The organism is Acinetobacter sp. BIGb0102, from assembly GCF_003815055.1.
Taxonomy (GTDB): domain Bacteria; phylum Pseudomonadota; class Gammaproteobacteria; order Pseudomonadales; family Moraxellaceae; genus Acinetobacter; species Acinetobacter vivianii.
The window spans coordinates 275,233-299,333 of record NZ_RKQE01000012.1; the positions used below are offsets into that span (position 1 = coordinate 275,233).

Here is a 24,101-nt window from a genome sequence, read left to right on the forward strand (position 1 = left end):
ATATTGGATTGGAATCTTATGTCCGATTGGCCACCAAAACCAAAAAATGAATCAACAAATAGTGAGAATGTTACGGGTAAAGAATGGCAGATTTTAGAAAAAGCTGTTCTTGCGTCTGTAGAAGAACAACGTCGTAGTCGCCGTTGGAGTATCTTTTTTAAATGTTTAGGCTTCGCTTATTTATTAATTGTCTTGATTGCAATTACAAAAGGCTGCTCAACTTCAACTGAGAAATCGACCACAAGTATTAGCAGTGATCATCTGGCTGTGATTGATATTGTTGGTACAATCGATTCTTCAGCGGGTCAATCGACCGTAAACAGTGAAGATACCAACAAAGCCTTAAAACGAGCATTTAATGCAAGTGGCAGTAAAGCAATTGTTTTAAATATTAACTCTCCTGGTGGTTCGCCAGTACAGTCTGATGAAATCTGGCAAGAAATTCGCTATCAGAAAAAACAGCATCCAGATAAGAAAGTCTATGCTGTGATTGGTGATATGGGTGCTTCAGGTGCATATTACATTGCATCTGCTGCTGATGAAATCATTGTGAATCCATCAAGTTTAGTGGGTTCAATTGGTGTGATTATGCCAAACTATGGTTTAAGCGGCTTGGCACAAAAATTAGGTATTGAAGATCGTACTTTAACTGCGGGTAGCAATAAAGATATCTTGAGTATGACCAAGCCACTAGATCCTGCACAAAAGCAACATGTGCAATCTGTATTGGATAATGTACATACTCACTTTATTAATGCGGTAAAAGAAGGTCGCGGCAAGCGTTTGAAGTCTAATGATCCAGCAGTTTTCTCTGGTTTATTCTGGACAGGTGAACAGGCGATTGCTTTAGGTATTGCAGATCGTAGTGGTAGCATTACCACATTGATGCGTGATCTTAAAGTTGATCAAAAAGTGGATTATACCGTTCAACGTAATCCTTTAGAGTCAATCTTGGGCCGTATGGGTGCAAAGATTGGTGAAGGGATCAGCAGTTCGCTTGCGTCACAGCTTGAGACTCAGCAGAACGCTAAAATCCAATAGCATATCAGGCTTATGCTTCGGTCAGAGCTCTGCTTTGGCCTTCTTTAGGCTGTGGTTTCCACAGCCTTTTTTATTGTAAAAGTAACTGGGCAGTTCTTGTTTTGATTTGCAATACATGTGTAGAGCAGGATAATTGATCTATCAGTGAAAACAAATAAAGATCTACTTATGAAACCTTTGATTCATTTTGCCCATGCCAATGGTGTCCCCTCTAAAGTTTATCAAAAGCTATTTGATCAGTTGAAAGATCAATATGACATCATTTATGTCGCTGAAATTGGCAATGACAAACGTTATCCGATTACGCATGGCTGGACGCATCTGGTCGATCAGGTGATTGATAATATTGTTCAGCAAGCGCAAGGACGTCAGGTAATTGGTTTAGGACATTCATTGGGTTCTGTGTTGACTTTAATGGCAGCCTATCGCCGTCCAGAGTTATTTTCCCAAGTCATTATGCTTGATCCGCCACTAATCATTGGTAAAGCATCTTTTGTTTTCCATTTAGCCAAACTTTTCAAGCCTAAACTGGTGGATAAAATTACACCTGCGGGCTTATCTGCACGCCGTCGTGATCATTGGGAGTCACGTAAGCAAGCGGCTGAGTTGCTCGGTTCGCGTGGTTTCTATCAACATTTCGATGCAGATTGTTTTCAAGCCTACATTGATTATGCATTAACAGCTGATCCACAACGGGGCGGCGTGACTTTAACCATTCCTAAAAAGGATGAAGTGAAGTTATTTAGAACAACGCCATCGATGTGGTGGTTACCAATGCCAAAGCCACCTGTTCCTGTGCATTTGGTTGTGGGGCAAGACAGTGTGTTCTTAAAAGAGAAATTTCCGCAAGTCGCGCAAAAGAAGTTAGGGATTCCATTTTCTATTGTAGAGGGCGGGCATATGTTCCCATTAGAACATCCACTGGAAACAGTCGATAAAATTAAAAGTCTGGTGATTTAAAGCAATAAAAAACGCATCCTCGGATGCGTTTTATTTTTTAGAATTGAGCAAACTGAATGGGCCGTTGTAAAGGCTGCTGGTTGAAATAGGCTTGACCATTTTTCCAGTTGAGTTGGCCTGTACAAAACCATTGTGCAACTTGAGGGTAAATGAAATGTTCAAGTTCATGTACACGTTGCGCCAGACTTTCTACCGTATCGTGCAAACCGACTTGAATGACAGATTGAGCAATACTTTGTCCAGCATCCAGTTCAGCCGTAACAAAGTGAACGGTACAACCATGCAAACGGTCTCCTGTATTTAATACACGTTGATGTGTATTAACGCCTTTATAAAAAGGTAGGAGAGAAGGATGGATATTTAACATTTTGCCTTGCCATTGCAGCACAAAGCCTGGTGTTAAAATCCGCATAAAACCTGCAAGAATAACCAGATCCACCTGCCACGCTAATAGCTGCTGGTGCATTGCTTCATCGAAGCTTTCGCGATTTGGGTAATCTTTATGTGAAATAACAGCGGTCGCAATATTGGCGTCTTTCGCACGTTGTAATGCATAAGCATCAGCTTTGTTTGAGAGTACACCAATGATTTGCCCTGATAGTTGTTTACCGTTATGGGCATCTATCAGGGCTTGTAAGTTGCTACCGTTGCCTGAGACAAGGACAGCAATTCTCATTATGCAAAGATCACGCGAATTTTTTCGTCTGCGCCTTCAACTGATTCAGCATTTTCTTGAATGTGACCAATTTTCCAAGCTTTTTCACCTTGAGCATTTAATACGTCAATTGCTTTGTCAGCTTCGCTCGCATCAACTGCAATCACCATACCCACGCCGCAGTTAAATGTACGATACATTTCAAAGCGTTCTACGTTACCTTCACGTTGTAACAACTGGAATAACTCAGACCATTCCCAGCTTGATTCATCAATCACCGCTTGAGCGCCATTTGGAAGAACGCGTGGTAAGTTACCTGGTAAACCGCCACCCGTGATGTGAGCCATAGCATGCACATCAACTTGTTTGCAAAGTTCGAGTACAGGTTTAACATAAATACGTGTCGGTTCCATCGCAACATCTGCAAGTGGGCGACCATCAACGATTTGAGTTAAGTCTACATTTTTAACATCTAAGATTTTGCGTAGTAATGAGTAACCATTTGAGTGCGCACCACTTGATGCTACACCGATGAGTACATCACCAGACTTCACTTTTGTTCCATCAATAATTTTACTGTGTTCAACTACACCTACAGCAAAACCAGCGAGATCATAGTCTTCGCCTTCGTACATGCCTGGCATTTCAGCAGTTTCACCACCGACCAATGCACAACCAGCAAGTTCACAACCTGTACCAATACCTGTGACTACATTTGCTGCAACATCAACATTTAAATGACCTGTTGCATAGTAGTCGAGGAAGAATAGGGGTTCAGCGCCACAAACGAGCAAATCGTTTACACACATTGCCACAAGGTCTTGACCAATTGTGTCATGACGGTTGAGGTTAAGTGCCAGACGTAATTTTGTACCTACGCCGTCTGTTCCTGAAACCAATACAGGTTCTTCATAACCTTTTGGAATTTTGCATAGTGCACCAAAGCCACCAAGACCGCCCATTACTTCAGGACGAGTGGTGCGTTTAGCGACAGATTTGATACGATCGACTAATGCGTCGCCCGCTTCAATGTCGACGCCCGCATCTTTATAGCTTAAACCAGTGTTTGAGGTAGAAGTTGAGTTGCTCATAGTGAAGTCTCCGCAGTGGCGGCAGATTATAACCTGAATATACGAAACTCTTATGTTATTTATGCTCGAAAATGCTATCTTTAATTAAATTTTTTTCCATTTATAACGAATATACAAAAAAAGGCTAGATTTTATGCAAGATCAGGTACTACGTCGTATCTTTATCCTCGCTGGGCTCGCATTATTGCTTTGGGTGCTCTATCTGCTAAAGCCCATTGTCATTCCGTTCGTAGGCGCTTTTTTCATTGCCTACTTGTTTAGTCCACTCGTGGATGTTCTTGTCAAAATTAAATTACCGCGTTGGTTAGCCATCAGTATCGTGTTTATTGGTATTGGGGTGACCTTGACCATGGTGTTGTGGTTCCTGGTACCGTTGATCTGGAAACAGCTCATGTATGCACGGGATAGTATCCCTGCGGGTATTCATTGGGTGAATGCCACTTTCTTGCCGTGGGTATCGCATACATTTAATGTTGTACCAATGGAAATAGATACTGAACAGATTTCTAAAGCATTAATGGATTATATTCAAACTAACTATAGTGCCGATAGTATTCAGGCAATGGCATTAAGAGTTGCGCAATCTGGTCTGAACTTTATCCAGATTGGTGGTGTTGTCGTGTTGATTCCAATCATTTCTTTCTATTTCTTACTGGATTGGGAAAGAATGTTGCAGAGTTTAAGACGCCTAATCCCACGTCCTTATGAAGCATCAACTTTAAACATCGTGCGTGAATGCCACAGTGTATTGGGCGCTTTTGTGAAAGGCCAATTCCTTGTGATGCTTTTATTAGGGATTGTCTATGCAGTTGGATTGCAACTGATTGGTCTGGAAATTGGTTTGATCATTGGTATGATTGCTGGTCTAGCCAGCATTATTCCTTATTTAGGTTTTGGTGTCGGCATTATTGCTGCTGTAATTGCAACGCTTTTCCAATTCGGACTGGACTGGACTCAGTTACTTCTGGTTGGCGTGGTCTTCATGATCGGACAAATGGTAGAGGGATATATTCTGCAACCATTCTTGTTGGGTGATAAAATTGGTTTATCACCAGTGGCGGTTGTTTTTGCGGTATTGGCAGGCGCACAACTCGGCGGATTCCTTGGAATGTTGATTGCTTTGCCAGTTGCCGCCGTGATTGTGGTGTTGCTTAAACATGCACGTGATAATTATGAACGAAGCCGCTTCTATGGCTCCACCACCGAAGTTATCGTGGTACAAGGTGAAACTCAGCATATAAATGTTGAATCAGATCAAGTAGAGCTTGATATTCAAATTAAAAACTCTCAAGATACAGAGACTTCAAACCCAAATGATTTAAAGTAATTGAGGAACATATTAAATATATGCGTCAACTACAACTGGATATAGAACCACAACTCGATGCCCGAATCAGTGATTTTTCGGGGCCGGGTTGGGGACCTGTGGTTGATGCAGTCAGACAATTACATGCGGGTTTAGTCAGTCGTTTTTATGTCTATGGTGGGGCGGGAACTGGCAAAAGTCATTTGCTCTCTGCAATTTGTGATTCTTATCTGGAGTTGAGTCGCCCTGCGATTAAAGTTTCATTACTCGAATTATTAGATGCGCCTATTGAAGCAATTACTTCTTTAGAATTTTATGACTTAGTTGCTTTAGACGATATTGATGCAATCAGTGGCGTACCACATTGGCAAAAAGCCGTTTTTCATCTGATGAATAACCATGAAGGCCAACTGGTCTTTTCATCTCGGGTTGCACCTATTGAATTAAAACTGGAACTTCCTGACCTTCAGTCAAGGTTGACGCAAGCTGTTAGTGTTAAAGTCCCGAATGGTAGTTCTTATATAGATCGTCAAGCCTTACTTCAATCGGTCATGACTCGTCGCGGAATTCATTTTGATCAGCAAATTGTCGATTATTTATTAAGTAACGGCCCACATCAGGCCTCAATATTATTACAAACATTAGCCCAACTTGAAAAAATGCTAAAAGGCGAAAAAACCAAGCTTTCAAATACTACACTTAAGCAAATTTACGCTTTGATTGATGAATATCGCCAATAGTATAAAATTTCTTGAGTAATTTTGAGAGCTATGACAAAGTACGCACAAAGGAATGTGGTTGCAAACACCTAGTTTGTAAAACTAAAAAAAAATGAAAAAATATGAAAGGAGATCGGTATGCTCAAACGGACGCTTGCCTGCGCATTATTGATAATGACGGGGCACGCTTATTCTGCGGATATCCAAGTCACGACGTTGCTTGATGAAACGAATTATACCGGTTGCTCGTTAAGAAATGCTGTAGAGTTTTTAAATAAAAGAAGTCAAAAAGAATATGAAAATGGCTATCAGGGCTGTGGTGATAAAACCTCTAGTAATACGATCATCCTGCAAAGAGATAAAGAATACACATTAAATTCAGCAATTCATATTAAAGCGGGCATGGCTATCATGACTGCGGCAAGTGGCAGTTTTAACGATAATCAAAAAGGCATGCATAACGCGACCATTAAAATGGCGGGGAATGATCGTTTATTTGTCATTAACGATGAAAGTGTTGAAGAAACCTTGCTTCCAGTTATTTTTGTTGAATTAAATTTAAAAGGTTCTGCTTATAAAGTTACCGATGGTGGTTTAATCCTCAATAGAGAGGCGCTTAGTATCCAGTATTCTCGTTTAACGGGAGGAAATGCGGTTCGAGGTGGTGCAATCTATAATGCGGGTACGGTGACGAATGAGCAAACAACTGCAAGTTTATTAACGATCAGTAATAGCTTAATACAAGGAAATAAAGCAGATGAAGGCGCGGTTATTTATAGCGAGATGCCATTATATTTAATTACACAATCTGTGATTCGTGATAATGAAGGTACTCAAGGCGAAAGAGGTGCTTTACTCTATTCACACACAGCCTTTACAGATAAAACGACAGCAGGCGTGTTAGCTTCTCGTGTCTCAGGTTTACGCAATAGTACAATTTTCCATAATAAAGGTGGCTATGTAGCGAATATACGTGAAGGAATGCTACTAAACAACGTAACAATTATTAAAAATGCTGCGGGATTATTTTTACAGGCACCAAAGAGGGTGATTGCTGCTACAAAAGAGGGTGAGAAAGCTCCGGATCCAGAACCAAGTGCTTATATTTCCAATAGTATTATTGTCGCAAATGAAGCAAATAATTGTGCCAGTTCTGCCGATGATGAAGGAGTTATACAAAGTAATTTGACGACAGCAGAATGTGATCGTAACGCACCAGTTGGCAGCCCAAACTTCTTCATTGGGAATAATAAGCTCATTGCGGGTGGAACCAACGATGAGGGTGAGTGTGCTGCACCACCTGCAGATGGTCTTTTATGCCCGTATTACACGCCTAAAGACCAAATGTTAGGTTACTTTAAGCCACGCTTATTGATGTCATACACTAAACTTTCAGACTCTTTGATTGTGAATAAAGGAAGAATTTATAGTGATGGAACAACAGCTGGTTTTGCAAAAAGTTGTGAAGGTTCAGATCAGCGTGGCAAACCACGAAGTGGCTATGATGAGTTATGTGATCTTGGGGCAATTGAGTTAGTTATTAACCGTGCTGAAGTTCCTATTGCGGGCGAAGATATTTTATATGGGCAAATTGCCAAGTTTAGTATTGCAGATAGCTTATTAGATGGTGAATTACTTGATCCAACATCATGTGAGAAAGTTCTAGGCAAGCGCTCGGATGGTCAGCCTTGGCAATCAGGTTGTTTAGATATTCAACAAAGACAAACCCCTTCAAAAGGCAAGTTGACGATTGATCAGCAGGGGAATATTACTTATGTACCAAATGGAAATTGGCATGGGTCTGATGAATTTAATATGCGAGTGATGACGACAACAACACGTTTTAATGATGTCTCAAATTATTACATCACGATCCCAACCACAATTGTGCAAGCTCCACCTAATAATTTTCAAAGTAAAACTGTTAATGTGGGTGGTGGTAGTTTTGGGATAGGTGCAATCTTTGCATTATTCGGATTACTTGGATTACGTCGCTTTAAATCATAATCAGGGATGATGAGATGAAAAATTATAAAAAAACTTTGCTAGCCACCTTGGTGCTTGCGACGATGCCGCTTTTTGCAGCGACAAGTGGTGCCCCAATCCAAGTTACAACTTTTGTAGATGAAGATGGCGAAAATAACTATGCTTGTTCATTGCGAGAGGCATTAAAAACGGCAGCAGATAGAAAGCCTTATGGTGGGTGTCAAGTCACGGATACTTCGCCTGCTACAACTAAGTCGATTCAATTAGAAGCGGGTACTTATGTACTGGATCGAGAATTGGCACCAAAGATTGATATTGTGATTTTGGGCAAAAGTCCCGTTGATTGGGAAAAAAGAAGCGTTATTACCAATGACTACCCTGCACAAACGGTGTTGAAAACAACGATTGATGCCAGAGGAAAAGGCCGTATTTTTAATACGACTGGTAATAATAGTTCATTAACCCTCAATGATATCATTTTGAAAAATGGTAAAACCTCAGACCGTGGTGGAGCGATTTATGCTGGTGGCAATGTAAGTTTGCAAAATGTCCAAATTTTAGATGGTGAGGCTGGAATAAGTGGAGGAGCAGTCTTCTTAGCAGGGTCATCATCATCTTTAAATATAGTCAGTGCTCTACTAAAAAATAATAAGGCGCCTTTAGGTAGCCTACTTGCCATGAGTTGTATTAATGATAATGTATATTCTAAACGGAATATTGAAGTAAAGACGAGTAGTCTTATTGCAAATGGTACAGCGAATTCAAGTAGTATGCTGGAGTTTTGTGGAGAGCCTACAGCTTCATTAAGTACGAATACGATTGCGCAAAATACAGTAAGCCTATCAAATGGTAGCTTGATTAAATTTACAGGCGATAGTCAGATAGGCAGTACGCCTACAAACAACTCTAGTATTTTAAGTAACTTGAGTAGTATCAATTTACTTAGTAATACCATTGTGGAGAACAATGCTTACTCTGCTTTTCTATATGATAAGTTAGGGCTGAAAATATTAAGTTTCAATGTGCTTGCTTATAATAATGGAGGCTATTCTTGCCGTTATTTGTTAGGGGATGTCACCGAAGAGAAAGAAGTAGATATCGTCCCGCTTTATAATGCTTTTTCTCTAAATGGGGCGAGTAAGTGCGATTTACCAAAACTGGCCTTACCTGAGAAGCATACTAATATTGATATTAGTGCTGTTAACATCCGTACGCTTTTAACGACATTACAGCCAGAGTCGGAATTTACGGCTTTTTTACCCCTATATTATCCAGTAAATACCAAGTTGGAAAAAGATTTACTTAATACGGGTGTCACTGGCTGTAGTGCAACAGACCAACGCAATATCGCACGTATTACTGATGGTACATTGCATTATGATCCAGACTCGCGCAATTCCTGCGATATTGGTTCTGTTGAGTTTATGAAGTTGACAGCGGGTGATGTTACTGATGTCTCGAATATTTCATTGACAACATTAGTGGCAAACTACAAAAACCAGCTGGACTTCTTTAATGATCTTGTTAAGCAGCCAAATAATCCTGATTTCTTAACTTACTATAAGGTTCGTGCGCAAGAGTATAAAAACTTATATGAGAAGACAAAGACTAATTTAAAATATAGAGCGATCTTTATTGATTTAAAAAATTATCAGTTGCCGATTCCTCAAGAAACTCAGCAAGCTGATGGCACTTCTAAAGTGGCATTCTTTAATAAACAAAATTATATCGTTACAACTGAGCCTTTAGGAAAAGGGCAAATCAGCGACAATGTTGAGAATATTGATAAAGAAGAAGCTAAAAAATTGGTTTGTGAATGGAATGATGATTTAGAACAAATTATTTTCTATCGTAAAGATGATGGTATTACACAAGCAGGCGATAAAATTTTCTGTAAATATACTATTCAATATCGAGCAGATCCTTCAATTACCTCTTCTGGATTGATTAGTGCCGCATTTTTAAATATCGCGCCAGAAGCAAAAGATACTTCGGTTACATTGAAGTATCAAAAGAAAGAAAAGGTTGCTATCAATTTGCTGAACTTCGCCAATGACTATGGTGATATGGGAGAAGGTGGAAAAGGGCCTGCAAGTAAACCAAATAAGCCACAATTCTGGAGAAATGCGGAAGGGATTGAGTTACCAATCAAACTGACTAATGTTCCATCTGAGAATATTAGCGTGACTGCTGACCGCAAAGGTCCATGTCCTGAACCTGATCAGCAGGAAACCTGCTATGGTGGTAATATTTACGTTCAGGAAATAAATATCTTTAACCCATTTAATTATTCATTTAATTATCAGGTTTATGATGCAGAAGGTTTAATTTCAAATACTGCGACTGTGAAAATTATCAGTACAGGTACGACCTCTGACGATACCCGTAAAGGTGGAGGCGGTAGTCTGAATTTCCTATCTATATTTGGTTTATTCGGTCTATTGGCTTATCGCCGTATGAAAAAATAAAACATGAAATAGAAAAGAGCGCCATATTTGGCGCTCTTTTTTCATGAAATTAAAAAATCAATGTTCAGCGTATTTACTTAAATATTCTTCTCGGATGTTTACCCGCTCTTCTGTACTCGCATTTTGCATACGTTTACGTAAAGTGGTACGTTCCTGAGTACTCATTTTTTGCCATACATCACGCATTTTCTGTTTTTCATCTTCTGGCAATTGAGTAAACCATTCCATTCTTTGTTGGAGTTGTGAGCTTTGTGTGGTCGGAATTTCCTTTAACGACTGATAGCGTTTAATTAAAACGCGTTGTTCCTCTGGGGATAAATCATCCCATGCTTCTTCAGTTGTTGGCTTATTCTGTTTTGAAAAAATCCAGAAACGTTCTGAACCTGCAAAACTGGTTTGCAATAAGCCGAGCGTACACACAACAAGTGCTAACTTTTTAGCTGCCATGTGGAACTTTATCCTCACCTAGAACCAATAACATTTCCATATCTTCAACCATCTGAGGAGATAGTTTCGGATTAACCACAACCTGATTTTGCGGCTTATCGATTAACTGTAAAGAGCTTGGTAATACAGCAATACCCATAATGGCAGCTGCAAAAGCAAAACCTGTCATTTTCCAGATACTGTAATAAGAAGTAGGCTTCTTTTGTACCGTATCTAAAACATGATTCATCACCATCATTTTATTGTGGTGCTGCTCTCTTGCAAGTTGATCAAGTTTGGAAGTCACTTGTTTAGCGAACTCATCTTTTTTCATCTGATGATCCTCCCGTATGTGGATTTAAGTGCTCTAAAGCAATTCTGAGTCCCTGAATTGCACGGTGATAATGTGTTTTTACACTACCTTCACTACAATCCATAATTTGCGCTGTCGTCATCGTATCAAAGCCTTCCCAAGCTCTTAACATGAACGCTTGTTGTTGACGAACTGGTAATTGATTGATTGCAGCCTGAATTTCCTCCATCGTCACTTCCTGATCAAGGAACTCAAATGGGTTTGGGGTTGATTCATCGACTACATCAATAATTTCTTCGTCATCATCTAAACTGATTTTCTTAAATAATGAGAATGGACTTGCCCGACGGGCTTCCTTTCTTCTCCAGTCCTGAAGCTTATTATTCAATATGGTATAGAACAGGGGATACCATTCATCGGTACTCTTATCTGCATAGGACTTATGCAATGAAATAAAGGCTTCCTGAACCAGATCCATTGCAATGCCTTGTTGTCCCTGTGTCGCACTCTCCATCATCACAAGCGCACGACCAGTCACGTCTTGCATAAAGAAACGCAGACGTTGTTCAACCGTACTACGATCAGTACCGTTTTCCGTTCGAGCCTGTTTAGGTGCTAAATCCATAGAGATGGAAAATCCTGTCATGGATACCCACCATTATTATTTCAATTCATTAATCATATAACGTTGAAAATGGTGGGTGCGTTGACAACTTAAGCAATTATTTTTAGTAGTGTAATAGATTTTCCCAGTAAAAAACGCGTATTTAAAATAAAATAACGTTTTACTGACGTTGGCGTACCATTTCAAAGAAGCAGACTGAGCCGGCAATTGCAACGTTCAAAGATTCTTGGCCACCCGGTTGAGGAATCGTCACTGCTTGAGCGTGTTCTAGGGCATAGTCACTTGCACCTTGACCTTCATTACCCAAAATCCATACACATGCTTGAGTCAAATCTTGTGTGTATAAGCTGGTTGAACGGTGTGAACTGGTCACAAAGACAGGAATGTCAAACTTTGGAAGTAGATCACTGAGTTGAAAATTCTCAAAACAAGTTAGGCTGAAGTGTGCACCCATACCCGCACGCAATACACGCGGTGACCACAATGATGCTGAACCTTGTGTACAAATCACTTGCTTAATATTTGCAGCAGCCGCAGAACGTAGAAGTGTGCCGACATTTCCTGGATCCTGAACATTTTCCAGAATGAGTGTATCTGCTTTAAAATCAATTGTGACTGAACTTTTAGGAAGATCAACAATCGCTAAGCAAGGCAGCGTAGTGCCTAAAGTACTTAAATCTTTGTAAAGTACTTCACTAATAACAAAAATATGGCCTTGATGTAATTCGATGACTTGTTGTAATTCAGGGTGATTCAGTGCTTGTTCGGTCGTAAATAGAGAAAAGATTTTTTTCTGCTGTTGTAACCAAGCCAGACAAAGATGTGTACCTTCCAGAACCGTTTGCTGATGCTTTTTTCGGGCGCTGTTCAGCTCGATCAGCCCACGCAAATGTTTGATCTTTGCATTGTCTTTTGATTCTAGAAAAATAACTGCCATAAGATAAACATCCAAAAGGGCATTATAAATGGTTGATAATGCCCTGATTATAAAATTAATTAGTGATAGCTAGTTACGCGTTCAACTTCGTTCTTAGAACCAATAATGACTGGAACACGTTGGTGTAATTCTGTTGGTTGGATATCCAGAATACGAACACGACCTGTTGTAGACGCACCACCTGCCTGTTCAATCAGCATGCTCATTGGGTTTGCTTCATACATCAAACGTAAACGACCTGCTTTTTTAGGATCTTTCAAATCATAAGGATAAAGGAAAATACCGCCACGGCATAAGATACGGTGAATGTCACCGACCATGCATGCAACCCAGCGCATATTGAAGTCTTTTTCACGCACTGATGTTTTACCAGCAAGTAGCTCATCAATATAGCGTTTTACTGGATTTTCCCAATGACGTTGGTTAGATGAGTTGATTGCAAATTCTTGTGTATCTGCTGAAACTTGAACTTTTTCAGAAGTTAATAAGAAGCTTTGTGTGGTTGGATCAAAAGTAAAGAATACAACGCCTGTGCCAACAGTCAGTGCGAGCATAGTTGATGGGCCATAAAGTACATAACCCGCAGCAACTTGTTCCGTCCCTGCTTGCATGAAATCAGCAGCTTGTGTGATTGCATTTTTTGCAGGAAGGATAGAGAAAATCGTACCCACACACATATTGATGTCGATATTACTTGAACCGTCTAATGGATCGAATAAAACTAAATATTTGCCATTTTCTTGAGCAGGAGTGAAGTCATCTAATTCTTCTGAAGCCAAGCCACCCACTTGTGGATGAGCTTTCAATGCATCAATCAGGTAATCATTCGAAATGACATCTAGTTTTTTCTGTGTTTCACCCTGAACATTTTCATTGCCAGCGCTGCCTAAAACACCCGCTAAAGCACCTTTTTGTAATGCTTGATCAATCGTCTGACAGGTTGCTGCAATTGTTTCGATGACTTGTGCCAACTCTGGAGTCAAATTCCCATTTTGTTGTTCTAGGTATTGGGTCAAAGTAAGGTTTGACATATTGAATAGCTCCGATTTAGCCGTGTCAAAAATTGATAAAAATGAATGTGGCTATTCTAGATGAGAACGCCCAAAAATAAAAATTATCTTACTTTATTTATGTTGCTTTTATGATTACAAGTAAGCCATTACATGCTATGTTGGACGGATACTAGACAGGATGTTTGGAGATTAAAGATGTCAACCAAGAATTTTGACGCAACGCCTACGCCAAGCGAACCTATTAGTTTAGAAACGATTTCTAAAGAGAAGGTGCAAGAGGCTTGGAAAGAGTATGAGGCGAAGCCAGAATACAAAGAGTTCAACAAGCACGATATGATTGAATCGATGCAAACCAAGACCGATGCTCAATCTACGTCTTGATCGCAAATAAAAATGCTCACCTAAAGTGAGCATTTTTATTTCAAGCATTCACACGATTATTTTAATAATGGTGGAACAGCTTCGTAGTTAATTTCTACGCGGCGGTTTTCTTTCCATGCAGCTTCGTTGTGACCTGCATTGACAGGAGATTCTTTGCCATAGCTTACTGCTTCAAGCTGTTGCGGGTTGACACCATTGGTGATCAGGAAGCTTTCAACCGCTTTGGCACGACGCTCGCCAAGTGCCATGTTGTATTCACGTGTACCACGTTCATCTGTGTGGCCTGTAAGGGCAACACGAGAGTTCGCATTGGCAACAAGGAACTGAGCATGTGCTTGCAATGTTTGATAATCTTCGTTTGATAAGTCACTGCTGTCATAGTTGAAGTGAACAACACGTTTCGCTAAAAATGCTTTATTTGCAGCAGTTACACCTTTTGAAGATGCGCCCGCAAGGTTTTGTGCATTTAAAGCTGCATCTTCACTTAAACCATCAGTGCTTACAGTTGATGAACCGTTTGGTGTATTGCCCGCAGTAATTTCAGCAGCAGGTTTACGGCTTGCACAACCTGTGAAAACGAGTGTTGCAGCAATAAGTGGAAGCGTTAAATATTTAATGTTCATACGATTCTCCAATCGATTAAATTTATTTTGGTGCCCAAGCTGGTTCACGAACTTCACCTTGTTCGCTTGGTAAATTCATGCGGAAACGACCGTCAGTAGACATGACTGATAAAAGACCACGATTTCCTTCACGCGTTGCGTAAACGACCATTTGGCCATTTGGCGAGAAACTTGGTGATTCATCTAAACTGGTTGGTGTGAGAATATTGGTAATACCTGTGTTGATATCCTGAATGGCAACTTTATAGTTACTGCCGCTTGGACGATGGACAAGGGCAATCTTTTTACCATCTGCGCTTAATGTACCGCGTGCATTAAATGCACCTTTGAAGGTTAGACGTTTGACTGAACTGTCATCAAAGCTATAGCGATAAATCTGTGGTGAACCACCGCGATCCGATGTAAAGATGAAGGACTTGCCATCTGGTGAGTAGCGCGCTTCAGTATCAATCGCAGAGTCATTGGTCATGCGTTGTACTTGGCGAGTACTTAAATCCATTTGATAAACTTCAGGATTGCCGTGCATAGAAGCGGTAAATAACATTGATTTACCATCTGGCGAGAAACTTGGTGCGCCATTCAAGCCACGGAAACTTGCTAAAACTTCGCGTTGTCCTGTTGCTAAATCTTGTAGGTAAATTGCTGGTCGTTTGGTTTCGAAAGAAACATAGGCAATTTTCTTGGCATCAGGTGTCCAAGCCGGAGAGAGGATTGGATCACGTGATGACAGCACTGTTTTAGGCTGTTCGCCATCCGTATCTGCAATTTGTAAAGTATAACGTTGAGCGGGTGTTGCCTGATTACGTAATACATAGGCAATACGACCGCTAAAGTCACCCGCAATACCCGTTAAGGCTTGATAAATCGTATCACTGATCAGATGTCCAGCTTGACGTACGCGCGCGCGAGGCACAGTGAGTACTTCATTGAGTAAATATTGTTGTTTTTGTACATCGTACAATTGGTAGTGAATTTCAAATGTATTGGCATCAACAGCCTTCATTTGACCCACAACAACATAAGGTACACCTGCATTTTGCCAATCACCTGCCTGTACCTGATTTAGGCTAGCAGTTGCTGGTAAATTTTGAGATGCACTGGTAAAACGGCCTGAGCGATTCAAGTCGCTTTCCACAATTGGATAGATCGCATTGTCATTTGCAAATGGGATAATTGCGATTTTTGGCGCTTGTTCAGGTGCTTTTGCAATTTCAAGATGTAATTGAGCGAAAGTTGCTGTTGGAACAACTGTGCTAATTGCAGCAAAAACTGCTAAGGAGAGGAGGTGTTTACGAGTCTTGTCCATAGTTACAATTACTTGCGTCGTATTTTTGTGGCTGTTGATTATTTAACATAGTTACATGCTTTGTGCTATTAAAAGCATGTAACGTTAACTATTCATTACTATTTTGCAGTAAAACTTGAAGTAAAGCTTCTTGCTTCACGGCGTGCGACTGGATCTTCTGGCATTGGATAAGGTGCAGCAGCACGAACCGCAGCTTCTACACTTGCTTTCACATCAGGATCACTCGCAGAAACAACAACAGATAAAACAGCTCCGCTATCACTCAAGGTGACACGCGCACTGGCACGCTGACCTGATGAACCCGATGGCATATTCCATGCACGATAGATTTTTTGTTCAAAATCTCGTTTAGCTGTTGATGCAATTCGTTTTGCATCCGCTTTCTTCTGGGCAGCATCCTGTTCAGCTTTTTTTGCAGCAGCAGCTTTTGCATCCGCTTCTGCTTCCGCTTTACGTTTTGCATCTGCCTCAGCTTTGGCTTTTGCATCCGCATCAGCTTTACGTTTAGCGTCTGCGTCAGCTTTGCGTTTGGCATCTGCGTCGGCTTTACGTTTGGCATCTGCGTCGGCTTTAGCTTTCGCATCTGCGTCGGCTTTACGTTTTGCATCTGCATCGGCTTTACGTTTAGCGTCTGCGTCGGCTTTACGTTTAGCGTCTGCGTCAGCTTTGCGTTTGGCATCTGCGTCAGCTTTGCGTTTGGCATCTGCGTCAGCTTTGCGTTTGGCATCTGCGTCAGCTTTACGTTTAGCGTCTGCGTCAGCTTTGCGTTTCGCATCTGCATCAGCTTTACGTTTTGCATCCGCATCGGCTTTCGCTTTAGCATCTGCCTCAGCTTTACGTTTTGCATCCGCATCGGCTTTGCGTTTGGCATCTGCATCGGCTTTACGTTTTGCGTCTGCGTCAGCTTTACGTTTCGCTTCTTGCTGAGCTTGAAGTTTTGCGTTTTCAACTGCTTTCTGCTGTTTTAACTTCGCATCTTGCTCGGCTTTCTGGCGTGCTTTGGCATCGGCTTCAGCTTTCGCACTTTGTTCAGCTCTGCGTTTTGCTTCAGCTTCAGTTTTTGCCTTGGCATCAGCTTGACGTTTTGCTTCAGCATCGACACGTTGTTTTTGTGCCTGTGCTTCTGCAAGTTTACGTTGTTCTTCGACTTGCTTGGCACGAGCAGCTTCATCGGCTTTACGTTTTTGTTCAGCTAATTTTGCTTGCTGTGCTTGTTCCACCTTTTGTTTTTCAGCTGCAAGTTGTTGTGCAGTTGGTGGTGGAGGGGCTACAGGAATATTTTCAGGTAAGGTCGGATCTACATTTGGACTGACCACTTCTGGTGCTTGTTTATCAGCAGTGACTTGCTGTTCAGGCTGCTGAAGCGTTTGAGGTAAATCTTCTGGCTTCACCAAAATAGTGGTGAGTTTTTTAGGCTCTTCTGGTGGTTTACTCAAGCCTAAAAACAGTAAGCCAACAATTGCGATTGCATGAACACCGAGTGTGAAACCCAGTGCAATCGCATTTTGCTTAAAAGGCGGCTCTTGAAATTTTTTCATAGCTTATTTTAACGGCTCGGTCAGTAAGCCAACTTGAGTTAGGCCTGCTTCTTGTAGACTCGCCATAAGTGAAACCACTTCACCATAAGGACGAGATTTATCACCATTCACGAGAACAGTCAGTTGCTTATTTTCTTGTTCAGCTTGTGTTTGAGCTTCACTTAAAAGCGATTCAAGCTGTTCCAGTGATAGTGGCTCACTGCCTTTGTGTTCTTGATACTGCAAAAAGATATTGCCATCTTTGCCAATAGTGACCATCGCTGGCATATCTTTAGATTCAATAGGGTGGTTATTGGCTTGAGGTAAATCTACTTTGATACCACTGGTGATCATGGGTGCTGTCACCATAAAAATAACCAGGAGTACTAACATGACGTCGATATAAGGAACGACGTTCATATCGCTTTTCAGTGGTTTTTTAATCCGCTCAAAACGTCCAGATCGTTGAATCGCCATTATGCATCTTCCTGTGTCGTTCCAATCGCTTGACGCTGTAAAAGAGCAACCATTTCTTCTGCAAATAAGGCACGGTCTGAATAGATCGATTCGCCTTTGGCTGTGTAGTGGTTAAATGCAAGTACTGCTGGAATTGCAGCAAATAAACCGATTGCTGTAGCGATGAGCGCTTCGGCAATACCCGGTGCAACTGTTGCCAAAGTAACTTGATCCACCGCAGCCAGACCGATGAAGGCATTCATAATGCCCCAAACAGTACCAAATAAACCAATATAAGGTGCAACAGAACCAATGCTGGCAAGTGCACCTAAGCCTTGTTCTAAACCACCTTGATCACGGCTTAAACCGACACGAAGGATACGTTCAGTTCCTTCGATGGTTTGATTGGTATCTGCTTTACGTTTTTGTAATTTGAAAAACTCACCCAACCCTTGATAGAAGATGTCTTCTAAACCACGACGTTTAGAGTTGAGTTGAGCATTATTATAAAGGGTATTTAATTCGGCACCTGACCAGAACATCTTTTGAAAATGCTCATCATCTTGTCCTGCTTTTTTGAAGCCCATATGTAATTTGGCGATTAGATACCAGCTATAAATTGAAGCGAGTAATAAAATCAGCATGACCAGTTGTACAACAGGACTTGCTTGCAAAATAAGGTCGGAGATGTGTAGAGAAGATTCTAAATTAGTTGCCATAAGTTACTGTGCCGAAAGTTTATTTTAGTCCTGTGCCAATTCTTTTTGAATCAGGTCACGAATTTCATCAGGAAGTCGACGTGGCATTAACTCTTTGTTTAAACATGCCAACACAACCTCACCTGAAGCCAGCAAGATTTCACCACGATAAATATTTTGTTGCAACACAAATGATGCGGCTTTACACGAAATAACACGTGCTGTAACGGTAATTAAGTCATCCATTAATATAGGTCGTACATATTTGACCTGAATCTGGTGCACAACGAAGTTGTAATCTTGTTGATGCCAGTAGTGATCAACTCCAGCAGCACGTAACCATTCAGTGCGTGCACGTTCCATAAAACGGATATGGTTGGCATGGTAGACGATACCACCTGCATCTGTATCTTCGATATAAACACGAATTTTAAATTCAAAATGATTCGCCATGAGAGTATTCCGTTCTAGTTCACTATAGGGCTTTATATTTAAAATATGACTGCTAAATAAAACATCAGTTCTATTCAACGTCATAGACCTGCTTTAAATACGGGGCAGTTTAGCAGATTGCATACTAAGTCCTATGGCACAACCTTTCAATTGCGATTGCAGTCTTTATTGTCTAAAACGGGACACTCTAAAACTTGTATGTTGTTAAGTTAAGATGGTTTCCATGCGGCCTGAACTTGTTTCGCGATTTCTGGATAACCTAAAACGAATCTTACATGTAGCTCTGTTCCTGTCTTTAATGCTTTATCATCGACGATAAAATAGGGGCTATGGTTCGCCGCGGCTTGACTTAAGTCCTGATTTTCAGGTGTTGCACCTAAGAAAACAAAGAAAGAAGGCATTAATTTTCCATAATAGGCAAAATCTTCACTAGCACTTGAATTATAATCCATTACATGAACTTTCGAATCTCCGGCAGCTTTGGTCAATGTTGGCTGAATAAGTTGAGTGAGTACTTTATTATTCATTGTTACTGGAGCATAAGGCGCAATCTCAACTTTGGCTGTTACATCATTGGCCTGAGCATTATGTTCAACAAGAGTCGGTAAACTTTTTAAGATGTTGTCTCGTATCTTTTCATTGTTGGAGCGAATGGTACCAATCATATTAACTTGATCAGGAATGATGTTTCCTGCCGTTCCACCTTGAATATTACCAATACTGATGACGCCAATACCTTGCGTCAGGTCAGTTCTCCGACTAATAAGGCTTTGTATATTGCTAATCATTTGAGCTGATGCATAAATCGGATCTCTACCTAACCAAGGCATTGAACCATGGACTTGTTTGCCGTCGACTTGAATACGCAAATGATCTGAACTGTTTAACATCGCACCATCTTTATAGTAGAGATGTCCGCTTTTCATGCCAGACATGACATGCATCCCAAAAATAGCTTCTGGCTTATAGTCCTTAAATGCTCCGTCCGCGATCATTTTTCTTGAGCCGATTTGATCGCCTTGTGTGAAATTATCGATATCTGCGCCACCTTCTTCGGCGGGTTGAAATACAAAAACGACGGTGCCTGATATTTTATCTTTATTGGCTGCCAAAATTTTTGCTGCGCCTAAGAGCATTGCCGTGTGAGCATCGTGTCCACAGGCATGCATCACATAAGTTTCTTTACCTTGATAGATTGCTTTTTGTTTGCTGGCAAAAGGGACGCCACTTTTTTCCTGCATAGGTAAAGCATCCATATCCGCTCTAAGCGCCATGACTGGACCGGGTTTGTCGCCTTTTAATATGCCAATTATCCCTGTTTTTGCATAACCTGTTTTGACTTGAATGCCATAAGATTTCAATTCTTTTTGAACAAGTGCAGATGTTTTAAATTCCATATTGCCCAGTTCGGGGTGTTCGTGAATATGTTGTCTTAATTGAATAACCTGATTTTCATTTTGTTGTGCGGCATCTTTTACCCAATCTGCCATACTGAGTTGACTCGCGAGGGCGAGTGGAAATAATAAAGCGGCTTTCTTATACATATCCTTATCCTAAAAAATTATTGTTTATCCGATTTATGTTGTATTTTTATTATAATAGAATTAAGGAGAAATAAAAAATTAAAAAATATGAGTTAGTAATTTACTGATAATAAAGTTATTATTTTTTTTTAGAGAGCGACTAAATAAAAAAAGAAGAGAAAACTCTCTTCTTTCGCTTAGTTGTTTGACTCAGGCGGTGTCATACCAAACTGTAAATACGCCATATTGGTTGCAATACGACCGCGAGCAGTCCGCATCACATAACCTTGCTGAATTAAATAGGGTTCAATCACATCTTCCAGTGTTCCACTGTCTTCTGCCATCGCTGCGGCTAAAGCTTCAACACCTGTTGGTCGTCCTTCAAAACGTTCCAGTAACATACTGAGATAACGTCGATCTAGCGTATCTAAGCCTGCTTTATCAACATTGAGCATGTCCAAAGCGCGTTGTGCCATGTCTTGAGTCACTTCACCTGTGCCTTTGACTTGCGCATAGTCACGAACACGACGTAATAGACGGTTGGCAATACGCGGTGTGCCGCGTGCACGACGGGCGATTTCTGTTGAACCTTCGTGAGTAATCGGCACATCCATCAAATTGGCAGAACGTGTCACGATATGCGTCAAGTCCTCAACCGAATAGAACTCTAATCGTTGCACGATCCCGAAACGGTCACGTAATGGCGAAGTCAACAAACCTGCACGTGTTGTTGCCGCAACTAAAGTAAATGCAGGGAGATCCAGCTTGATTGAGCGGGCAGCAGGGCCTTCACCAATCATAATATCCAGTTGATAGTCTTCCATCGCAGGATAGAGGATTTCTTCAATCACGGGTGAAAGACGATGAATTTCGTCAATAAACAGAACATCACCTTCTTCCAGATTGGTCAGCATGGCAGCCAAATCGCCAGCACGTTCTAACACTGGGCCAGAAGTCGACTTTAAATTACCGCCCATTTCGCGCGCGATAATATTTGCCAAGGTGGTTTTACCCAAGCCCGGCGGGCCAAAGATCAGGGTATGATCAAGTGCCTCACCACGACCACGGGCCGCGCCAATGAAGATTTCCATTTGCTCACGCACCACAGGCTGACCGATATAATCAGCCAAAGAGGTGGGACGAATGGCACGATCAAAATGATCTTCAGGTTTTTCTGTTCCGCTAATAAGACGATCTTGCATATATCTATTACTTCATCATGGATTTAAGCGCAGCACGGATAATGTCGGCTGACTCAGTATAATCTGCTTTGACGGCTGCAACGGCTTTTTGTGCTTCAGCTGGTTTATAACCGAGCGATTGTAATGCGGCTTCGGCCTCGGCAACAGGTGAGTTTGACATGAACTGGATTTGCGTTGCTGCTGCATTGCTTGAGCCACCTGTAGGATGGGCCAAGGCTTTAAAACGGTCACGTAATTCAATCATTAAGCGTTCAGCAGTTTTTTTACCTACACCCGGAACTTTAATCAGGGTATTTACATCGTCATGTTCAATGGTATGAATCAGCAATTCAACACTCAGGGTTGAAAGAATGCCTAGTGCCATTTTAGGGCCCACACCATTAACTTTGAGTAGCGTGCGGAAAATGGTTTTTTCCTGCGCATCGCTAAAGCCATACAATTGCTGTGCATCTTCACGGACAACTAAATGTGTCCATAACGTGACTTTTTGTCCTTTTTGTAATTGGCAAAATGTTGAAAGTGGGGTGTCGATTTCATAGCCAACGCCATTCACGTTCAGTAATACTGTTGGGGCTTCCAGGGCAAACACTTCGCCAATTAAACATCCGATCATGAGTAAAATTTCACTATTTTTTAAAACAATTTAGTTGGTGATTTAAGAGACTAATAGCGCTTAATTTAAGCCTTTAAAAGAATCCTATTTTATTTCCTTGCAACTCTTGCGCCAGACTATAAGCCTGATGGTCAGAGAACTTACTAATAATATCCAAGACTTGCATAATATTATTATAATGGTTGTTTTGCAGATTTACGCCTGAATGTTGCAAAATTGACATTAATCGCTGTTCTTTAAAGCTTAATGTCTTATGCGGCATGGTCAAAGGAATAAATGCATCCAGAATGGTTTGTAGACTTTGATGGGCAATAATCTCTAAACCTGATTTTTGAGGATGTTCAAAAATTCGGTCACGTGCCAGATTCTTCGCCGTTTGAATGCCTGCCTCAATATCTGGTGAGCAATATTGTAATAGGCTACCTTTGAGCTGACCTGTCAAAATTTCAAAATGGTGCTTGGCAAACGCAGTGGTGACTTCATCGACCAAACGCTTCATGACGCGTCCGCGTAATGCTGCAATTTTTTGCTGCCAAGTGGTATGCGGTAAATGCAATTCCTCTGGATAGCCATAATCAGCAATCAAATTCAGGAAAATCGGTTCAACTTCAGCATAGTTCAACATATTGAGAATAATGCCATCTTCCAGATCAATTAGCGCATAGCAAATGTCATCGGCTGCTTCTAATAAATAGGTCAGGGGATGACGACAATAATGATATTCACCCAGTTGAATCAGGCCGAGCTGTTCAGCCAATTGTTTTAAAATCTCTTTTTCAGATTGATAACAGCCAAATTTTGCCCGTTGATGAGAAGGGGTATCACCTTGTTCTTCAATGGTTTTAGACAGCCACGGATATTTTAAATAAGCACCAAGCGTGGCACAGGTTAGGCGCATACCGCCATCATCGGGGTGATAATCAATACGACTTAAAAGTCGAAGTCCTTGTGCATTGCCTTCGAACTGACGCACATCGGCTTCTTCTTCAGGTGTCAGTTTGGTGAGGAAGTCCCGATGTGAAGCATCATCAAACCATTCACGGATTGCGTATTCGCCGGCATGGCCAAAGGGTGGATTGCCAATATCATGCGCCAGACATGCCGCTTGGATGATCGCACCGACATCGGCGGGTGAAATCCACATGGGTAATTCATCTTTAATTTTTTCTGCTGCCAGCATACCTAGCGAGCGGCCAATACAAGATACTTCCAGTGAATGAGTTAAGCGGGTGTGAATCCCATCATGTTGGGTAAGCGGATGAACCTGTGTTTTTCTATTCAGTTGTCGGAAGCTTTGGGAAAATATAATTCTGTCGTAATCTTTATGGAATGGGCTACGGGCCAATTCTGTACTGCTTTTTTTACTACCTAAACGAATTGCGGAAAGCAACTCTAACCAACGCATTTGTTCCATTTATCATTATTCACTATGAATTCAGTTTCATCATGCCAAAAAAAAGATTAAAGCACTAGAGTAGGGCGACATAAGTTGTCTTGGATAAGTAGGCAGTCCTTTATAGTTTTGTATTTCATGGTCATTTAAATCTGTTCAGCGTAAAGCCTAAAGGAAAAATAAGATTTTTATGTCTAATAAATAAGCTATGCACTTGTTTGGATCAGGCATCCAAATAAGATGATTAATGAATGACTTTATATAAGCTTTATTTAGGGAGAAAACAGACGATTGCCTATAGTGTTAAACTTTTTTATCAACACGGTGATATCTAAAAAGATGAGGCGTGAATTTGGAATGTGATTTGGGTATCAGGTTAAATGAATTGTTACGAAT

Annotated in this window: 24 protein-coding genes; 7 read left to right on the forward strand and 17 right to left on the reverse strand. The window is 41.0% G+C overall.

Going from position 1 to position 24,101, the window contains the following annotated elements; translation table 11 throughout:
* Nucleotides 1-18 precede the first annotated feature (18 nt).
* Entirely contained in the window at nucleotides 19-1,041 is a 1,023-nt protein-coding gene (sppA, locus tag EC846_RS10105; RefSeq protein ID WP_123775094.1) for a signal peptide peptidase SppA, read from the forward strand.
* Between the two features lie 168 nt (nucleotides 1,042-1,209).
* On the forward strand, nucleotides 1,210-2,001 hold the full coding sequence (locus EC846_RS10110; RefSeq protein WP_123775095.1) for an alpha/beta fold hydrolase: 792 nt from the start codon (nucleotides 1,210-1,212) through the stop codon (nucleotides 1,999-2,001).
* Nucleotides 2,002-2,038: 37 nt separating this feature from the next.
* Here the strand turns inward: EC846_RS10110 and purN are convergent, their stop codons facing one another.
* Nucleotides 2,039-2,680, reverse strand: coding sequence for a phosphoribosylglycinamide formyltransferase (purN, locus tag EC846_RS10115; protein ID WP_171410018.1), 642 nt, complete (start codon nucleotides 2,678-2,680; stop codon nucleotides 2,039-2,041).
* Nucleotides 2,677-3,747, reverse strand: a complete 1,071-nt coding sequence (gene purM, locus EC846_RS10120; protein WP_004771425.1) for a phosphoribosylformylglycinamidine cyclo-ligase — start codon at nucleotides 3,745-3,747, stop codon at nucleotides 2,677-2,679. Before purM ends, purN begins: the two co-directional genes overlap by 4 nt.
* A gap of 133 nt (nucleotides 3,748-3,880) precedes the next feature.
* On the opposite strand from purM, the gene cxpE reads away from it, so the two are divergent.
* The 4 genes from cxpE (at nucleotide 3,881) to EC846_RS10140 (ending at nucleotide 10,226) form a co-directional block, all read left to right on the forward strand.
* Nucleotides 3,881-5,074, forward strand: a complete 1,194-nt coding sequence (gene cxpE / locus EC846_RS10125) for a chloramphenicol efflux transporter CxpE (RefSeq protein ID WP_005256750.1) — start codon at nucleotides 3,881-3,883, stop codon at nucleotides 5,072-5,074.
* A 20-nt stretch (nucleotides 5,075-5,094) separates the two neighbouring features.
* Complete coding sequence (locus EC846_RS10130; protein ID WP_123775097.1) at nucleotides 5,095-5,793, forward strand: DnaA ATPase domain-containing protein; 699 nt, start codon at nucleotides 5,095-5,097, stop codon at nucleotides 5,791-5,793.
* Between the two features lie 117 nt (nucleotides 5,794-5,910).
* Nucleotides 5,911-7,779, forward strand: coding sequence for a rhombotarget A (gene rbtA / locus EC846_RS10135; protein WP_123775098.1), 1,869 nt, complete (start codon nucleotides 5,911-5,913; stop codon nucleotides 7,777-7,779).
* A gap of 14 nt (nucleotides 7,780-7,793) precedes the next feature.
* On the forward strand, nucleotides 7,794-10,226 hold the full coding sequence (locus EC846_RS10140) for a CSLREA domain-containing protein (protein WP_123775099.1): 2,433 nt from the start codon (nucleotides 7,794-7,796) through the stop codon (nucleotides 10,224-10,226).
* Nucleotides 10,227-10,283: 57 nt separating this feature from the next.
* Here EC846_RS10140 and EC846_RS10145 read toward each other — a convergent pair whose 3' ends face one another.
* From EC846_RS10145 to EC846_RS10170, 5 genes are all read right to left on the reverse strand, one after another.
* Nucleotides 10,284-10,673: a DUF3106 domain-containing protein gene (locus tag EC846_RS10145; RefSeq protein WP_005256755.1), complete on the reverse strand. Its 390-nt coding sequence runs from the start codon at nucleotides 10,671-10,673 to the stop codon at nucleotides 10,284-10,286.
* Entirely contained in the window at nucleotides 10,663-10,986 is a 324-nt protein-coding gene (locus EC846_RS10150) for a hypothetical protein (RefSeq protein WP_047432350.1), read from the reverse strand. The genes EC846_RS10145 and EC846_RS10150 overlap by 11 nt, the downstream gene beginning before the upstream one ends.
* A complete protein-coding gene (locus EC846_RS10155; protein ID WP_004771436.1) occupies nucleotides 10,973-11,590 on the reverse strand; it encodes an RNA polymerase sigma factor in 618 nt (205 codons plus the stop codon). Before EC846_RS10155 ends, EC846_RS10150 begins: the two co-directional genes overlap by 14 nt.
* A gap of 160 nt (nucleotides 11,591-11,750) precedes the next feature.
* Entirely contained in the window at nucleotides 11,751-12,527 is a 777-nt protein-coding gene (locus tag EC846_RS10165) for a TrmH family RNA methyltransferase (RefSeq protein ID WP_004771437.1), read from the reverse strand.
* Between the two features lie 59 nt (nucleotides 12,528-12,586).
* Complete coding sequence (locus tag EC846_RS10170; protein WP_123775100.1) at nucleotides 12,587-13,558, reverse strand: class 1 fructose-bisphosphatase; 972 nt, start codon at nucleotides 13,556-13,558, stop codon at nucleotides 12,587-12,589.
* Between the two features lie 177 nt (nucleotides 13,559-13,735).
* On the opposite strand from EC846_RS10170, the gene EC846_RS10175 reads away from it, so the two are divergent.
* Nucleotides 13,736-13,921, forward strand: a complete 186-nt coding sequence (locus tag EC846_RS10175) for an NF038105 family protein (protein ID WP_004771441.1) — start codon at nucleotides 13,736-13,738, stop codon at nucleotides 13,919-13,921.
* Between the two features lie 56 nt (nucleotides 13,922-13,977).
* Here the strand turns inward: EC846_RS10175 and pal are convergent, their stop codons facing one another.
* The 10 genes from pal to EC846_RS10225 all read right to left on the reverse strand — a co-directional run bounded on the left by pal (nucleotide 13,978) and on the right by EC846_RS10225 (nucleotide 23,726).
* A complete protein-coding gene (pal, locus tag EC846_RS10180; RefSeq protein WP_004771442.1) occupies nucleotides 13,978-14,544 on the reverse strand; it encodes a peptidoglycan-associated lipoprotein Pal in 567 nt (188 codons plus the stop codon).
* Nucleotides 14,545-14,566: 22 nt separating this feature from the next.
* Nucleotides 14,567-15,850 (reverse strand): Tol-Pal system beta propeller repeat protein TolB, encoded by a 1,284-nt coding sequence (gene tolB / locus EC846_RS10185; RefSeq protein ID WP_123775101.1) that lies wholly within the window; start codon nucleotides 15,848-15,850, stop codon nucleotides 14,567-14,569.
* A 98-nt stretch (nucleotides 15,851-15,948) separates the two neighbouring features.
* A complete protein-coding gene (gene tolA, locus EC846_RS10190; protein ID WP_123775102.1) occupies nucleotides 15,949-17,388 on the reverse strand; it encodes a cell envelope integrity protein TolA in 1,440 nt (479 codons plus the stop codon).
* A gap of 3 nt (nucleotides 17,389-17,391) precedes the next feature.
* Nucleotides 17,392-17,844, reverse strand: coding sequence for a protein TolR (gene tolR / locus EC846_RS10195; RefSeq protein ID WP_123775103.1), 453 nt, complete (start codon nucleotides 17,842-17,844; stop codon nucleotides 17,392-17,394).
* Nucleotides 17,844-18,542 carry a protein TolQ gene (gene tolQ / locus EC846_RS10200; protein WP_004771450.1) on the reverse strand — a complete coding sequence of 233 codons (699 nt, stop codon included), beginning with the start codon at nucleotides 18,540-18,542 and terminating at the stop codon, nucleotides 17,844-17,846. The genes tolR and tolQ overlap by 1 nt, the downstream gene beginning before the upstream one ends.
* 24 nt (nucleotides 18,543-18,566) lie before the next feature.
* Entirely contained in the window at nucleotides 18,567-18,974 is a 408-nt protein-coding gene (gene ybgC, locus EC846_RS10205; protein WP_004771451.1) for a tol-pal system-associated acyl-CoA thioesterase, read from the reverse strand.
* A 209-nt stretch (nucleotides 18,975-19,183) separates the two neighbouring features.
* Nucleotides 19,184-20,518 (reverse strand): M20 family metallopeptidase, encoded by a 1,335-nt coding sequence (locus EC846_RS10210; protein WP_123775104.1) that lies wholly within the window; start codon nucleotides 20,516-20,518, stop codon nucleotides 19,184-19,186.
* 176 nt (nucleotides 20,519-20,694) lie between these two features.
* A complete protein-coding gene (gene ruvB, locus EC846_RS10215; protein WP_004771455.1) occupies nucleotides 20,695-21,699 on the reverse strand; it encodes a Holliday junction branch migration DNA helicase RuvB in 1,005 nt (334 codons plus the stop codon).
* 7 nt (nucleotides 21,700-21,706) lie between these two features.
* Nucleotides 21,707-22,312 (reverse strand): Holliday junction branch migration protein RuvA, encoded by a 606-nt coding sequence (gene ruvA / locus EC846_RS10220; RefSeq protein WP_005229456.1) that lies wholly within the window; start codon nucleotides 22,310-22,312, stop codon nucleotides 21,707-21,709.
* Nucleotides 22,313-22,385: 73 nt separating this feature from the next.
* A complete protein-coding gene (locus tag EC846_RS10225) occupies nucleotides 22,386-23,726 on the reverse strand; it encodes a deoxyguanosinetriphosphate triphosphohydrolase (RefSeq protein WP_047432366.1) in 1,341 nt (446 codons plus the stop codon).
* Nucleotides 23,727-24,101: the final 375 nt, after the last annotated feature.